The organism is Gluconobacter sp. (assembly GCF_047723935.1).
GTDB lineage: Bacteria > Pseudomonadota > Alphaproteobacteria > Acetobacterales > Acetobacteraceae > Gluconobacter.
This window is the reverse complement of sequence record NZ_JBDOBO010000032.1, coordinates 1-15299: the sequence shown is the minus strand read 5'-3', so window position 1 is coordinate 15299 and position 15299 is coordinate 1. Positions and strand designations below refer to the sequence as shown.

Genomic DNA, 15299 nt, shown 5'->3' with positions numbered 1-15299 from the left:
CATGCAGACGACGTTTCCTGCCGCTCCGCTTCTGCCTGCCAGCCGCCTGCCCCGGAGCTTTGCCCTCCAGTATGCCGGCCTTCTGGTCTTTATGATCGGGGATGGCGTCGAGGTCGGCTATCTGTCGCCGTTTCTGGTCCAGACGGGGCAGACGGAGCACTTCGTAGCCCTTCTCTTCACAGCCTACGGACTTTTCGCTGCTTTGGCGGCCTGGTTCTCGGGCTTGCTGTGCGACATCTTTGGTAGTCGCGCCGTCATGACGGCGGGTCTGTTATTCTGGATCGTGCCGCAACTCCTGTTTCTTGGCGTTGCCATTCCGGCTCATTCTTCAGCCTTGCTACTCCTGACCTACGGATTGCGAGGAGCAGGGTATCCGCTGTTTTCCTATGGACTGCTGACCCTGCTCGTCACTACGATCCGTCAGGACCGGTTGGGTCGTGCTGTCGGTCTGTTCTGGTTCTGCTTTACCTGCGGCTTGCCCACGGTCGGTTCTATTGTGGCGCAACTCCTGCTCCCCGTTTACGGCCAGTACATTACACTCTGGATCGCCCTTCTCGGGGTGGGAGCGGGTGGCCTCCTTGCCGTCCTGCCGCTGCCCACTACGCCACGTGCAGAGAAAGGCAGCCTGAAAGACATCGGCCCAACCCTGCGCGAAACGGTTCGTCAGATCAGTCACAATCCGGGCGTCGGTCTGGCGTGCATCGTGCGGGCGGTCAATTCCAGCGCTACGCATGGCCTGATCGTCTTCATGCCGTTCTTTTTCACGGGCCGTCTGGGCTTGTCCCAGGATGTATGGATCCGCTTTCTCGAAATCATCTTCGCCAGCAACATCGTCTTTAACCTGCTGATCGGTTTTGCCAGCGACTATATTTCATGGCGGCAGACCATCATCTGGTTTGGCGGTATCGGAAGCGCCGTGAGTTGCGTGGGCCTGTATTGGGTACCGCTGCTGTACGCCCAAAGTAGCCTGCTTATGGTCTACGCTTCCGCTGCCGTCTTTGGCATGACGCTTGCCGGATACGTACCGCTCTCGGCCCTGACCCCGTCTCTTTTGCCGGATCACAAAGGTATCGCCATGTCCCTGCTGAATCTTGGTGCAGGGAGTAGCGTCTGGATCGGGCCTTTCATCGTTTACCTTTTTGAAGGCGCTGTCGGCACGCAGGGAATTATCCTCATCTACGCCGCTCTGTTCCTGGCAAGCGCAATCCTGACCTTTTTCATTACGCCTCCGTCTCTCACGCGACCTGACCGCACCAGTAGTCAGACACTCCCCCAATCCGAAGGAGTTCCCTCATGACAAAGCTTACGATCGAAAAGGTCACATCGCGTATCGGCGCCATCGTTCACGGCATCAACGCCCGCGAGCCCTTGTCCGACGAGCACAAGGCGTTTCTCCATGATGCTCTGCTGCGCCACAAGGTGATTTTTCTGCGTGACCAGTTCCTCGATGATGCCCAGCACGAAACGCTCAGCCGCGTCTTCGGAGATCCGATCCTTCACCCGACTATCCCCGCCGCTGACGGCACGCCCTATACGTTCGAACTGAATTCCCGCAACGGTCGTTCAACGGATTCCTGGCACACAGACGTCACTTTCGTGCCGGCCTATCCCAAGGCCTCGATCCTGCGCGCTATCACGATCCCGCCCTACGGCGGCAGCACACTCTGGGCCAACACAGCAACGGCCTATGACGACCTCCCTGCGCCTCTGCAACAGCTTGCAGATACACTTTGGGCCGTTCATGGCAACGATTACGACACCAATTTCTACAAATACGACACGCGCCACGAGGAAATTGCGGACTTCCGAGCTCGTTTTATTTCACGCCTTTACGAGACAGAACATCCAGTCGTACGCATTCATCCTGAGACCGGCGAGCGCACCCTTATCCTGGGCCATTTCTTCAAGGAAATTCGCGGCATCCCCACGCAGCACGCCAACCGGTTGCTGGAGATCTTCCAGTCTTACATCACGCAGATTGACAATACCGTCCGCTGGAACTGGAAACCCGGTGATGTTGCCATTTGGGACAATCGCGCCACGCAGCATTACGCCACAGCCGATTTTGACACGCATCCCCGCCTTCTGCGCCGCATCACGGTGCGCGGAGACACGCCTGTCAGCGTTACAGGTGAACAAAGCCGCTTACTCAAAGGCCCTGATGATGGTCAGAACCTCGATCACTGATTCGATTTGTAAGTTATGAATACTCGCCGCAGTAGGGGAGCACCGGCAAGCACGTTTCGAGATGCCGTGGTGCCCCTTCCTGCCGCGAGCCCTATTATCCCGACGAATGGCCTTCATAGCCATGCCGTTATCAATATCCTCGCCATCGACGAACAGCGTAGCATTGCCGACCGCTTTATCGACCACCACAATACCATGAACAGCCCGGCCTTCCGGATCCACCGAAGACAGGACGGACAATCACTGCGTTTTATCATGCGGCAACAAGATCGATCGGTCTTTCAAAAATTCACTCAATCTTGCCGCCGCCAGGATCCGGGGCGGGGTCTTTTGTCAGGCTGACCCAGCACTAAGCATCTTGCCGGGATTTAGAAGCAACATCGGATCATATCGCTTCTTTATAGCTGCGAGATCCGATGATGCCACACGGTGCATACCGCCTTCCTCAATAGTCACGACATGGGGGTTCGCAATATTCACACCCCTTTTCTCATGTTCAGTAATGATATGATTAAGCCGCGCCTCATCTGTAAAGCGGATGACCGGCAAAGCGGCACAACTTACATGACCGCCCATCGGGAAGAACTCCAGATGCATCATTAGATCATCAGGGAACAGGGCACGGATTTCCGCGACTTTTTCCAAAGTTCCAACTGCCGGATAACCACACTGAAGATACGTGTAATCACGATCCTTTTTTAGAACCTGAAGCGTCGTGTGATTCCACGTCAACTCGTAAAGCGGGGTTGCCCCTGCCGTGTCTTCAGCTTCTCTGGTGTTAGCTTCATAGCAAAGGTGGCCGTTAGCAGCTTCAGCCAGCGCCTTGACCGTTTCAATACCCGCCGGAGCAATCATGAGAATGACCAGTGACGCCCCATCCGGCACCTGCTCGCGTACGGATGCGAAGAATGGTGGCAGGTCACCGTCAACAACAGACACCAGCTTCTTCTGAATACCGGCCTGAAGCGCAATATCACGTGCAAAAACCGCTGCTTCTTCAAACGTGCCAAATGAGATGGCCATATCCTGCCAATCCACGGCTGGCTCAACACCAATTTCCAGTTCGGTGATCAGGCCTGTCGTACCGTAGGTGTGAAGAATACCCCTCGCGTCAGAGCCGCGCAGTTCGAGAGCTTCCGGATTTTCACCCAGAGTGACAAAGCGGAGCCCCAGAATATTCCCCGGTGACGAAAGACCGCCCCATCGAACAGACCCAATACCGCCGGATCCACCCGCAATAAATCCGCCGATCGTTGCCGTCCGTTTCGTGGACGGATACATGCGGACTTCCCAGCCCCGTTCATGCAAAGCACGATCCAAGTCCAGCATGTTCATGCCCGCCTGCACGCGTGCGACACCGTCCTTGACCCAAAGGAGCTTATTGAGCTCCGTCATTTCAACGACAGCGCCCCCCTCCATCGGAACGGCCTGTCCATAATTCCCAGTGCCACCCCCACGCGGAGTAAGTGGCGTTTTTGTCTCACGTGCCACCCGCGCAATGTGAAGAAGGTCCTCTTCATTGCGCGGCATAACGATACAATCGCCAAAACAGCTATCAAGCTGCCGCTTCAGAACCGGACTATACCAGTAAAAATCACGGCTTTTCCGCTTCACAAGAGCCGGCACCGTCTGAACAGGAATATCGCCAAGGAGCGATAGGAAGGTCTCAACCGAGCTCATCGACCCAGATCCTCCGTAATGGGGCGAAGACGATCCAGCGGATATTCAGCAATCTCGGCAAGAAGCTCAAGAAAACCTTCAATCCACTGATTGGCAACGGCTTCGCCCTTCTCAGCCGTAGCAATTCCAGCATTCCCCGCCGCACCTGAAGGGTGAATATCGTGCGTCAACCACCCAAAGCCGACACGACCTTCTGCTTCAAGCCATTTGGCCGTCTCGGCAAGCTTCTGGGGCCATGGCTCGAAATTGTCAGCACGTTCCATTTCAACAAGGTCTGGCCGCAGGTGAAGCATCAGGGATGTTTCAATATCGCCACCATGGATCCCATACCGGCGCTCCTCTTCGGTAAACATGCCATCCGGCACGCCAAAACGGGACCAGCCAACACAGACAACAAACATTCCATGGGTCCGGCGAAGTGTTCTGGCAACGATATCCAGGATCTGTGGCTGTCCGCCGTGAGAATTCAGGAGCACCAGCCTTTTCACGCCAGATCGTGCAACACTTTCGCCAATTTCGATGAGGACCTGCGTAAGGGTCTGCGCGCTGAGGGTCAGTGTTCCAGGGTAAGCAACATGCTCTTCGCTTTTGCCAACAGCCTGAATAGGAAGTGCGGTGGCGGGGACGGTCGCGGGAAGCGCCTCCATTGCCTTATCAAGCAGCATTTCATTGATACAGGCATCCACATAGACCGGAAGATGTGGGCCATGCTGTTCCACCGCGGCCACAGGAAGAATGGCCACAGTTTCAGGGGGAAGCTGACGAAACTGGCGGGAAATCATGTCACACCAGCGCTTTTTGGGCCAGAAAACCGTCTCGGAACTGTTTGTCATGGGCTTGTCTTCCGTTGTCTCTTGTGTGGAATGACACGCCCTAGTGAGGACGAGCCAACACATTCCCTGCTCCGATATGATATCATCCCGGAACGAAAAGATAGATGAAACAGGAAGATCGCAGCTTTTAAAGCATCTATTTTCGACAGGAGCGATGCAAAAAAGAGGGCGCAAATTTTACGAGCATTCCGCTAGCGTTTCAAAAAACAGGAGCCAGCCATGTCCGAATTTTCAACACAGTCAATGCCTACCCGCTCCGTGCGCCTGAATCGTCTCTCCAAAACCGTGATGGTCGGGTCTCTGGGAGTCTTCGGCCTTCTCGTCGCACTTAATAATGTTACAGATTATGGTTCGAACTACGAATTTGTTCGTCACGTTCTGTCGATGGATACCACGTTTCCCGGCAACAGCCTCAGATGGCGCGCGATCTCAGTCCCGCTGCTGTGGCATATTTTTTACGTCCTGATTATTGGCGCTGAATTCGCAACCGGTGCTCTTTTTTCGTTTGCGGCCTGGAAGATGGCGAAGGCGATCAACATGGATAGTCTGGCCTTCAAGGCCGCTCACACCCTTGTTCCCGTCGCGACGGCCGTAGGATTTCTCATCTGGTTTTTTGGCTTCTCCGTCGTCGGAGGTGAGTGGTTCGCGATGTGGCAATCCCATAGCTGGAACGGACAGGAAGCCGCCTTCCGGTTTTTCATGACCATGTTGGGAGTTTGTATTTTCACTCAGCAAAAAGAGTGAGTGCATCCTTTTTGCGCGCACAAATGGGTTAAAAAGGTATCGGTCCAGCAGCAGAATAGCTCTTCCCACGGAGACAAAAAAACCGTTACGGTCTAATTATAAATGGACGTTGGGAGGCAGCTCATGACACCTTACAGGCTTGATCGACGCAGTATGCTCCGCGGCATCATGGCTGCGGGCGCGGTGTCTTCCCTACCCTCTGGGCGAGCAAAAGCGGCATCCAGGCCCCTGAGTCTGCTGACCAACTGGTATGCTCAGGCAGAGCACGGAGGCTACTACCAGGCCTCCGAAGACGGATTGTACAGTGCTCAAAATCTGGATGTTTCAATTCAGATGGGTGGCCCCCAGATGAACATGACCCAGCTTCTGATGGCCGGACAATGTGACATTGCCATCATGCAGGGTGAAGAAGCCATCCGCTGTGCAGTGCAGGGCATTCCCGCCGTCGCAATCGCTACGACTTTCCAGAAAGGCGTTGGCGGCTTGATGACCCACCCGGATATTCATGACATCGCCCAACTCAAGGGCCATCCCATTCTGATCAGTTCAGAAGGGCGAGCCAGCTTCTGGGTGTGGCTTAAGAAGCGTTATGGCTTCACGGAAGACCAGGCCCATCCCTACACCTATAATCTCCAGCCCTTCGCTTTCAATCCGCAGATGGCCATCCAGGCCTTTGTTTCCTCGGAGCCCTATGGTGCCAAAAAAGCGGGTATTCCATTCAATTTCTTCCTCCTCGATGACCTGGGCTACGCTGCGTATGGAAACGTGCTGATGGTGTCCCGCAAGATCCTCGAAGAACGTGGTCCAGAGCTCCAGAAGTTCATCGCCGCCAGCAGCGAAGGCTGGAAACGCTATATTTTTGGAGATTCCATTAAGGGGGATGCTGCGATCCGTAAAGCTAATCCGGATATGAGCGCGGACCAACTCGCGTGGTCCCGCCAGAAACTCCGCGACATCAAAGCTCTGGGCGCACCGGGAGCACCAATCATGACAATGAATGATGAGCGCTGGCAGCGCATTTACGACATCCAGCTTTCAGCTCAACTCATTGCAGACAGTCCGAAATGGAAAGAGGGGTATACCCTCGATGTCGTCCACAACAGCCTGGCGACTGTCCCCGCATGAGCAGTCCCGTTCTTTCCCTGAGCAGCGTTGAGAAAATTTTCCCCAACGGCGTGCGCGGTCTTTCTCCTGTCGATCTGAGTGTGGAGAAAGGAGATTTCGTTACACTGATTGGGCCATCTGGATGCGGCAAAAGCACGCTTCTCAAGCTCATCGCCAATCTTCATACTCCATCGGCTGGCACGCTGAACTGGTGGGGCGGCGGCTTCAGGGACGTTGGCCAGAAAGGGCGCCGTATGGCGTTCGTCTTTCAGGATGCAACGCTCATGCCATGGGCCACGATCATGAAAAATGTGCGTCTTCCGCTTGATTTGGAAAAAGTGGATCGGACAACGGCTGACAAGCGTGCCCATGCCGCTCTTGAACGCGTTGGCCTAGGTCATGTGGCCGATCAATATCCCGCACAACTTTCCGGCGGCATGAAGATGCGCGTTTCCATTGCCCGCGCACTCGTTACTGAACCAGATCTTCTTCTGATGGATGAGCCATTCGGTGCACTGGACGAATTTACCAGAAACCGTCTGGATGAAGAAATGGCCCGTCTTTGCTATGAGGACGGTCTCACCACCCTGTTCGTCACACATGCCCTCCATGAGGCTGCATTTCTGTCCAGCCGCGTGATGGTCATGGCGGCTCACCCTGGGCGTATTCATGCTCAATACGAAATAGACCGTGGCATTGTTCGCGACGAAACTTTTCGCCTTTCCGATCAGTTTGCCGCCATCAGCAAAGAATTGGCAATCCTCCTCGAAGATGCCAGTCGGGACAGCATGATTGGTCAGGAGGCGCGGCAATGATAACATCTCGCTCTCTCTCGCTCCTTGCTCCCATCACGCTCGGAATCATCATTCTGGCAACATGGGAAGCGATCTGTCGCTTCTGGCATATTCCGCCTTACCTTATGCCCTCTCCGTCTGCCATCTGGCGTGCTTTGATGCTGGACGGCGTGTCATTACTCCATGCGTTGCTTATCACTCTGGAAATCACATTTTCGGCGCTCATTGTGGCCGTTCTCGGGGGTGTTCTGATAGCCTTCCTGTTGGTGCAGAGCCCGCTGATCGAACGGTGCCTGATGCCTTATGTGGTCATCATGCAGGTGACCCCGATTGTAGCCATTGCACCGCTGATCATCATTTTGATCCACAATACTCCCCTCGCCCTCACTGCCTGCGCAGCATTAGTAGCGATCTTCCCTGTGATCTCGAACACTCTGCAAGGCCTGCGCAGCGTAGATCCAGATCTGGCGGCTTACTTTCAGATGCACAAAGCCACCCGCCTTCAAATGCTGCTGCGACTGCGAATTCCAAGTGCTCTTCCCATGTTCATGGCAGGCTTGCGTATCGCAACAGGCCTTTCACTTGTTGGCGCCATTGTAGCTGAGTTTGTTGCCGGAACCGGCGGCAATTCGGCTGGCCTGGCGTACCAAATCCTTCAATCCGGCTTCCAGATGGATATTCCCCGGATGTTCGCGGCACTGTTCCTTATCACAGTCGCAGGCCTCGTCCTGTATGCCGCCGCAGCCAGCCTCCAGCGCTTTGCTCTGAGACATCGCTCATGACTTTTCCAGCTTCTTTCAGCACCGCCCCAGGCGTCCTCCTGAACGCGACTATTCCGGCAGGCCTGCGGCCTTCGTCATTCACTGATGAGTCCATGCGCTACGATATCGCGCTCTCAGATGGGAAAATTTCGGATATTCTACCGGCAGGAAATCTTTCTTCCGTCGGTGAAGCAATTGATCTGAAAGGTCAGATGGTCTGGCCCTGCTTTGCAGATATTCATACCCATCTGGACAAGGCCTTCATCTGGGAGCGCACACCCAATCCTGATGGAACCTTCATGGGGGCCTTGCAAGCCACAACCCAGGATCGAGAAGGGTATTGGACGGACGCAGACGTTGAGCGCCGCATGGAGTTCAGTCTGAACTGTGCCTACGCGCACGGGACAAGCGCCATAAGAACGCACCTGGACACCTTCGGCACGCACGGGAACCGCGTTTGGCCGCTTTTGCGTCGCCTTCAAAAGAAATGGTCCGGGAAAGTCGCTCTGCAAGGCGTCTCCCTGACCATGCCTGAGCGCTACATGGGTGAAGACCGGGACGGCATCGTTAGAAATGTCGCCGAGACAGAGGGGGGCGTTCTGGGCGCCGTCCTGATGAAGCACAACACGACGCCCGAAGCCCTCGAAGTTCTCTTTGGATTGGCCACAGAATACGGTCTCGAACTGGATCTTCATGTCGATGAGAATGGAGAAACAGACGGAACGGCTCTGGAACTGATCGCCCAGACAGCTCTGAAGCTTCGGTTTCGTCAAAAGATCTTATGCGGCCATTGCTGTAGCCTTAGCGTTCAAAGCGAGACGCAACAGACGCACATTATTTCCCTGCTCGGCGAAGCCGGGATTGGCATTGTGAGTCTCCCACTTTGCAACATGTACCTTCAGGACCGCACCGCAGGGCGCACACCAAGATGGAGAGGTGTAACCTTACTGCAGGAACTCGATGCCGCGGGTATTCCAGTCATGCTTGCCAGCGACAATGTCCGAGACCCCTTCTACGCTTACGGGGACTTTGACATGCACGAAATTCTTCAAGGCGGTACGAGGATCGGCCAGTTGGATCATACTCACCGTCCTTGGGCGCAGTCGGTCACAAGCCGTCCGGGATCCTGGATGGGAAGGACCCATCGCCTAGAAAAAGGTGCACCAGCCGATCTGATTATCTTCCCGGCTCGTTCCATGAATGAATGGATGAGCCGCTCTCAGGCCGGACGGACAGTTCTCCGAAACGGTCGCATTCTCGAGGCAATTCCCCCTTCATACGAAACTCTGGGAGGTGAAATCTGATGTTAGCGCTGAAACCTCGCCGGACGGAGACAATGCAAGCGCGGGATGGCGTTTCACTGGTTGCTGATATCTGGGAACCAGAAGGAAACGGCCCCTTCCCCGTTCTTCTGATGCGACAGGCTTACGGCCGCAAAATTGGGACGTCGCTCTGCTACGCACCGCCAGAATGGTATGCCAGTCACGGCTATATCGTCATCATGCAGGACGTGCGGGGACGCGGAGATTCTGGCGGTGAGTTTGTCCTGTTCGAGCATGAAGCGACAGACGGCGCAGATACGATCACTTGGGCTGCATCCTTACCGCGCAGCAATGGTCGCGTGGGGATGTTTGGCTTCTCCTTTCAGGGGAGCAACCAACTTCTGGCAGCCGGAGAAAAACCAGCAGCACTCAAAGCGGTTGCGCCTGCCATGATCGGTTGGCAACTGGATCAAGACTGGGCCTATGAAAATGGGGCGTTCCCGATGCGCGCCAATCTTGGTTGGGCGACGCAACTGGCAGCAGAAACCGCAAGGCTTCAGGGAGACTACGAAGCCCAGCAGGCTCTCTTCGCTGCTAGTCGGGGCATGTCTTTCAATGGGCGACAGCCAACTGTGCCTGCACATGAAGCACTTCTGGCAAAATATAGCCATTATACCCGCTGGAGAGAGACGCCTCCGGGAGATGCCTACTGGGACAAAATCTCTCCCGCATCGCGGTTGACCGAAATCGCGGAGCTGGCACCCGCAGTTCTACTGATTGGGGGATGGTACGACAGCCACCTGCTTGGCACGCTGGAAGCATATCGTGCTCTGTCCCCGCACATGCCAACACGCTTGATTGTTGGCCCTTGGTCTCACTTTCCTTGGGATCGACATATCGGGGATGTGGACGTCGGCGAGGCTGCCATTACTGACATTGATCAGCAGCAGATCGCATTCTTCGATCAATATCTAAAAGCTGCCCCTATACCCGACGCGAGCCCAGTACGCCTTTTCGATATGGGCGCCTGTTGCTGGCGGGACTTACCGACACTCTCGTCGGGGACGGTTCCAAGCTATCCAGTCGGGACGGGCCGCTCCGCGATTGACACACGCGATGGCATTCTGAGCGCGTCGCCAGTTCCTCCAGCACCGTCAGAGAGCCTTACTCTCGATCCGTGGCGCCCTTCGGGTCCGTGTGGTGGAAGCTTCGGGTTTCCGGGAGGTCCCGTAGATCGCGCCCGCACCGATGCGCGTTCGGACGTCCTGACATTCACGACGCTCCCGCTCGAATTCGATCAGTTGCTCGCAGGAACGATCACAGGGTGCTTTGAAATCGAGAGTGAATACGCCGGTTTTGACCTTCATGCCTGCGTCTCGCGTATCGATCAGAACGGCAAAGTACACCCTCTCGCAGAAGGATATGCGCTGACTGCCCCTGGTCAGACATCTCTGCCGCTGCGGGGAACATGCGTCACATTGAAAGCCGGCGAAAGATTGAGACTCTCCCTGTCTCTCTCCTGCTTTCCCGTGTTTCCGATCAACCCCGGCACAGGGGCCAGCCCTATTACCGCCACTCTGGACCAACAACAGGTGACGACAGTTCACTTCAAATGCGGCTCCGGAACCTACCTTCTTCTTCCTTGGATCAAACAGGAAAGATAATTCTCATGCCTTTCGCAAAATGCAGCCCTGATAGCGTTGAAGCCTTCCGGATTGCTCCGGATTCAACCAATTACTTTGCCATTTTGTTTGACAAGACAGCTGGCGATTACGCGTCTATTGCCGTTGTCGAAATTTTTGAACCTGGTGGCGCAACACCGCCCAACACACACACGGATGCGGACGAAATGTTTTTCGTTCTGTCCGGCACAGGCCGCGCCTGGTGTGATGGTCAGAGCTGCGAACTCAAGGCTGGCGACGCGCTTCTGGTCAAGCCGGGATCCGAGCACGTTCTGGAAAACACAGGCAGCAACAAACTCTATACTTTGACAGTGATGACCCCAGACGAAGACTTCGGAAAGCTGATCCGCAGCGGAATTCCAGTCAAGCTTGATGCGGAGGATTTGGCGGTCCTGTGTGGAGGGAGTCAATGAGACGTCTGGGCAGTACACACGTCAACAGTTGGGGGGCCACGACGTCTTCCATCAGCCTTTTACGGCCTGAGCGTCCTTCCCGGCCTGTCAGCGTTCCGTCCCAGCCTCAGGCTCTGACTTTCGATCTCGCTCGTACCGCCATTATCGTGATCGATATGCAGAACGACTTCTGCCATCCTGATGGCTGGTTAGCATCTATTGGTGTCGATATCACGGCGGCCCGTCGTCCGATCAAGCCTCTTCAGTCTCTCCTTCCCGCGCTGCGAGAGCATAATGTCCCTGTAATCTGGCTGAACTGGGGAAATCGGCCAGATAAGCTCAACCTTCCTCCTTCTATCCTGCATGTTTATGACCCCGCAGGTGAAGACAAGGGCATCGGAGCGGCTATAGGTTCTGCAGATCGCAAAGTTCTGGAAGATGGCAGCTGGAATGCTGCGATCGTTAACGAACTCGCGGTGTATCCGGAAGATATTCACGTTTCCAAGTATCGAATGAGTGGATTTTGGGACACCCCCCTCGAAGGCATCCTCAAGAACCTACGCGTGGACACATTGCTTTTCTCCGGGGTGAACAGCGATCAGTGCGTTCTGAGCACGCTGACAGATGCAGCCTGCCTCGGATACGACTGCATCTTTTTGGACGATTGCTCCGCAACGACCTCTCCTGAGTTCTGCCAAGAGGCAACAGTTTATAACGTTCGCCAGTGCTATGGATTTGTAGCATCAGGCTCAGATCTCACAAAACGTCTTACTAGACAAACATGAAATGAGCGGCTTTCAGGATTAAAGACACCCGAAAGCTGATCATGTCAAATGTCGTTGGAGTGTATGTAATTAATACATTCCAGTGACATTATTAGCGCCTATTCATATTAAATTAGTATAATTATCCATCCACGGAATACTTTAATTTCTTTTTTCTAATATTATGAAGGCGGGTTACCCGTATTAAATTTTTTGAAAGAGAAGATGACATGTCTGTAGTTCTTCTCTTCAAAACTTCATGACAGGCCCGTCATTGAAGGCCCCTACGCTTAGATTAAGCCTATGTCGTCAGCCACCAATTCAAAATGCTTTACAATCCCTCTGATTAATTAGAGCAAAGAGAATTATATTTGACTGCAGCTTAATTCGAACGGCATCAACCGCTCCTTAACCTGCTGGAAAGACATCACCATAAAAAAAGCCCTCAGAACATCATGTCCTGAGGGCTTTGTGAGGCCGGAAGAGAAATCAGAACCCTGTAGAAATCGTTCCCGTCATGCTGAAACGCGGTTCAACGTAGAACTGAGCACTAGACCCAGCGCCTGAAAGATTCCCATTCATCAGCCGGACGGCAGAAGCGTTGGTACCTACACCAACCACGCCTGTCCGAACAATCGAACCTGTTAGGTTGGTGAAGTTCAAACGAATGGTGGGAGACTTTGCATACCAAACTGGCTTGAAATGATAACCCAGAGATAGTGTGTTCGTTACGTATCCTGGGATACGCTGATCGCCTGCAATCGAAACGGACTGTGGGCCCGTGTAATGAACCGTTGCGTTAGCGAAGAAGCCTTTATTCACATAGGTCAGGCCGAAGTTTGCCATAACATGCGGTGATAGAGGTGCCTGCGTGCCCTTTGTTCTGAAGGCGGTCAGGTTTCCACTGGCATCGGACGCGGCAATATTCGTGTCCATTCGCGCGTTAAGGTATTCAAACGAAACATACGGGCTGAAACCATAGATCGGCTGTGTAGAGAACATGGCGTCAAAACCACGCGCAGTCTGGTTGCCCGCATTAACAACGCCTGACTGATTATTGCCCAAGTATGTGCTTAGGAGCCGGTTCGTAATGTTATAATTGAAGAGATCAAGGTCAACGATAACGTACTTATCGTTGTACCGATATCCAAGTTCTTCCTTGATAGAATACTGGTTCTTGGGCAGCTTTCCAGTGAGGGTAGTGTTCCCAAGAGCCGATGCAGAAGGCTGACGGAAGTCACCCTCAGCATTGATGTAAACCTGATGGTGCTCGTTGAAATGATAACTGACGGACAGGTGCGGCAGAGGTGCCGTCAGGTTCTGGCCCATTTGCTTGTGTGCCGGATATGTCGTGTACCAGACATTGGACATCACATATTTGAAACCACCATTGACCAGCAGACGGTCATGAAAATATTTCGCTGTATCCTGAAGGAAGAGGGAGTGAATTTCATAACCAGTGGTGTTGCCGAAATACGAGCGGGAACCACCAGAATAGACTTGATAGGTTGAATCGTTCGGGCTCGGGTTGGAACCATCAGCCTTCGTCACGCTAACAGGAAAGTGCTGAGTATAATCTTGGTTTTCGTACCAGTACCCGAGCTCAAAATGGTTATGCTTGTCGATATCATAGCCCAACTTGGCTGTAGCACCGACGTCAAGAGCTCCATTCTCTTGGAAATAGCTTGTTAGCGGCGTACCAGCAGCAATGGTCTGACCAGACTTAAATGTCGTTGTGCCATTGGCAAAGCCACCTGACGAACCATCCCATCCCTGGCCCCAGTTATAGTACGGACGCAGATCGAACTGGAGCTTATCTGTAAGGACGATATGAATTGGAGCGCTCAGAAAGAGCTGGTTCCAATGATCGATATTGTTTTTCCAGTAGTCGTTTCCAGTCGCATCAAATCCAGCCTTACGACCGTATCCCTCACCTGTGTCCTTATACTTATGGAACTGTGCAGCAGTGGGATACCGATCAATTGTGAAGTCTTCGAAGTTCCAAGACATGAAGAGCTTCGCAAACGAACCATTCTCCCAGTCCTTGCGAATCCCGAAATCAAGATGACGGCGCTCGTTGATGCCCGCACCCATCCATGAACGAGCATGTGTGTTCGAAAACGACAGGTAGCTACGGATGCCGCTCTTGCCGATATCACCGGTCTCTAAGCGCATGAATTCCCGAGAAAGGTTATTCGTACCGTACGAAAAATCCATCAAGCCGCCGAATGTATGCGACGGATCATGAGATACTTCGTTCATGACGCCCGCGGCAGCAGACGTGGCGGGCAGATCAACGGCGGACGAACCCGGCGTGAGGCTGACACTATCCAGATTTTCTGAATCAATGTCTTCGGCCATATAAGCCGCACTGGCTGCAGGTGCACCGTCGACCATAAGAGCCATATCAGCATCGGTCAGGCTTCGGCTCTGAATACGCCCACCCTGCATACCAGACGTATCAGGCGTCGAAACGTTCACGCTCGGCAGGTTCTTGATAAGATCAAGTGCTGTGCTTGTCGGGCTTTTAGCCTCGATAAATGCCTTCGTGATTGTCTGGATAGCGTAAGGCGCAGTCTCGACACGCATCATGCCGCCACCACGGCTTCTGGCCAGGCGGGACGTGGACACTGTGACGTGTTCATCCCCCGTCGAGTTGATCGATGCCGGGCGACGCATTTTTGGATGAGCAGGAACAGCTGTAATCTCAGCTTTTTGACCCGCCACAGCCTGCGAGTGATGCGCATGAGCTTTATGGTGGACAGCGGCGTTACTCGAAGCTGCCTGCGCGGAAGCAGCAAGAGACGACGAACCAAAGCCAGCCAAACACGTTACAAGAAGAAGTGCCTTCCTGGACGAGTGTTTTTCAAATCGGTACGGACACATAACCTTTTGGCTTCTCCTGCTGCAAAACGATTTTCGTTCCTGCCAGGACCTGATCTCTTGTGCAGAAGAGATCCTTTCCCATAACGAAAACGTAACATAATCGAGCGCTACCTCAGAAGGCGAATAATTGCCTCGCACCGACATCAAAAATAGGACACAAGGCAGATCCCGAGCATTTGATGTGTCTTTTACACACGCCTTCACATGTTT

The 15299-nt window shown here is 53.9% G+C and carries 13 protein-coding genes; 10 read left to right on the top strand and 3 right to left on the bottom strand.

Annotation, left to right across the window (positions count from 1 at the left end; translation table 11 throughout):
* The first annotated feature begins 1 nt into the window (after nt 1).
* Both ABF979_RS10845 and ABF979_RS10840 read left to right on the top strand, forming a co-directional pair.
* Entirely contained in the window at nt 2–1297 is a 1296-nt protein-coding gene (locus tag ABF979_RS10845; RefSeq protein WP_415559738.1) for an MFS transporter, read from the top strand.
* On the top strand, nt 1294–2187 hold the full coding sequence (locus ABF979_RS10840) for a TauD/TfdA dioxygenase family protein (RefSeq protein WP_415559736.1): 894 nt from the start codon (nt 1294–1296) through the stop codon (nt 2185–2187). The genes ABF979_RS10845 and ABF979_RS10840 overlap by 4 nt, the downstream gene beginning before the upstream one ends.
* Nucleotides 2188–2520: 333 nt before the next feature.
* Here ABF979_RS10840 and ABF979_RS10835 read toward each other — a convergent pair whose 3' ends face one another.
* On the bottom strand, nt 2521–3867 hold the full coding sequence (locus tag ABF979_RS10835; protein WP_415559734.1) for an FAD-binding oxidoreductase: 1347 nt from the start codon (nt 3865–3867) through the stop codon (nt 2521–2523).
* The gene (locus ABF979_RS10830; protein ID WP_415559732.1) at nt 3864–4700 is read right to left on the bottom strand and encodes a creatininase family protein; all 837 of its coding nucleotides are present in this window, start codon (nt 4698–4700) and stop codon (nt 3864–3866) included. Before ABF979_RS10830 ends, ABF979_RS10835 begins: the two co-directional genes overlap by 4 nt.
* Nucleotides 4701–4919: 219 nt before the next feature.
* Here ABF979_RS10830 and ABF979_RS10825 point away from each other — a divergent pair, with 219 nt between their 5' ends.
* From ABF979_RS10825 to ABF979_RS10790, 8 genes are all read left to right on the top strand, one after another.
* Entirely contained in the window at nt 4920–5444 is a 525-nt protein-coding gene (locus ABF979_RS10825) for a DUF2165 family protein (protein ID WP_415559730.1), read from the top strand.
* A gap of 123 nt (nt 5445–5567) precedes the next feature.
* A complete protein-coding gene (locus ABF979_RS10820) occupies nt 5568–6569 on the top strand; it encodes an ABC transporter substrate-binding protein (protein WP_415559729.1) in 1002 nt (333 codons plus the stop codon).
* Nucleotides 6566–7363 (top strand): ABC transporter ATP-binding protein, encoded by a 798-nt coding sequence (locus tag ABF979_RS10815; RefSeq protein WP_415559727.1) that lies wholly within the window; start codon nt 6566–6568, stop codon nt 7361–7363. The genes ABF979_RS10820 and ABF979_RS10815 overlap by 4 nt, the downstream gene beginning before the upstream one ends.
* On the top strand, nt 7360–8124 hold the full coding sequence (locus ABF979_RS10810) for an ABC transporter permease (RefSeq protein WP_415559726.1): 765 nt from the start codon (nt 7360–7362) through the stop codon (nt 8122–8124). Before ABF979_RS10815 ends, ABF979_RS10810 begins: the two co-directional genes overlap by 4 nt.
* Nucleotides 8121–9407 (top strand): cytosine deaminase, encoded by a 1287-nt coding sequence (locus ABF979_RS10805; protein ID WP_415559725.1) that lies wholly within the window; start codon nt 8121–8123, stop codon nt 9405–9407. The genes ABF979_RS10810 and ABF979_RS10805 overlap by 4 nt, the downstream gene beginning before the upstream one ends.
* Nucleotides 9407–11029 carry a CocE/NonD family hydrolase gene (locus ABF979_RS10800; protein WP_415559724.1) on the top strand — a complete coding sequence of 541 codons (1623 nt, stop codon included), beginning with the start codon at nt 9407–9409 and terminating at the stop codon, nt 11027–11029. The genes ABF979_RS10805 and ABF979_RS10800 overlap by 1 nt, the downstream gene beginning before the upstream one ends.
* A 5-nt stretch (nt 11030–11034) precedes the next feature.
* The gene (locus tag ABF979_RS10795) at nt 11035–11460 is read left to right on the top strand and encodes a cupin domain-containing protein (RefSeq protein WP_202207887.1); all 426 of its coding nucleotides are present in this window, start codon (nt 11035–11037) and stop codon (nt 11458–11460) included.
* Nucleotides 11457–12224 carry a cysteine hydrolase family protein gene (locus ABF979_RS10790; RefSeq protein ID WP_415559722.1) on the top strand — a complete coding sequence of 256 codons (768 nt, stop codon included), beginning with the start codon at nt 11457–11459 and terminating at the stop codon, nt 12222–12224. Before ABF979_RS10795 ends, ABF979_RS10790 begins: the two co-directional genes overlap by 4 nt.
* A 468-nt stretch (nt 12225–12692) precedes the next feature.
* Here ABF979_RS10790 and ABF979_RS10785 read toward each other — a convergent pair whose 3' ends face one another.
* The gene (locus ABF979_RS10785; protein ID WP_215750294.1) at nt 12693–15089 is read right to left on the bottom strand and encodes a TonB-dependent receptor; all 2397 of its coding nucleotides are present in this window, start codon (nt 15087–15089) and stop codon (nt 12693–12695) included.
* Nucleotides 15090–15299: the final 210 nt, after the last annotated feature.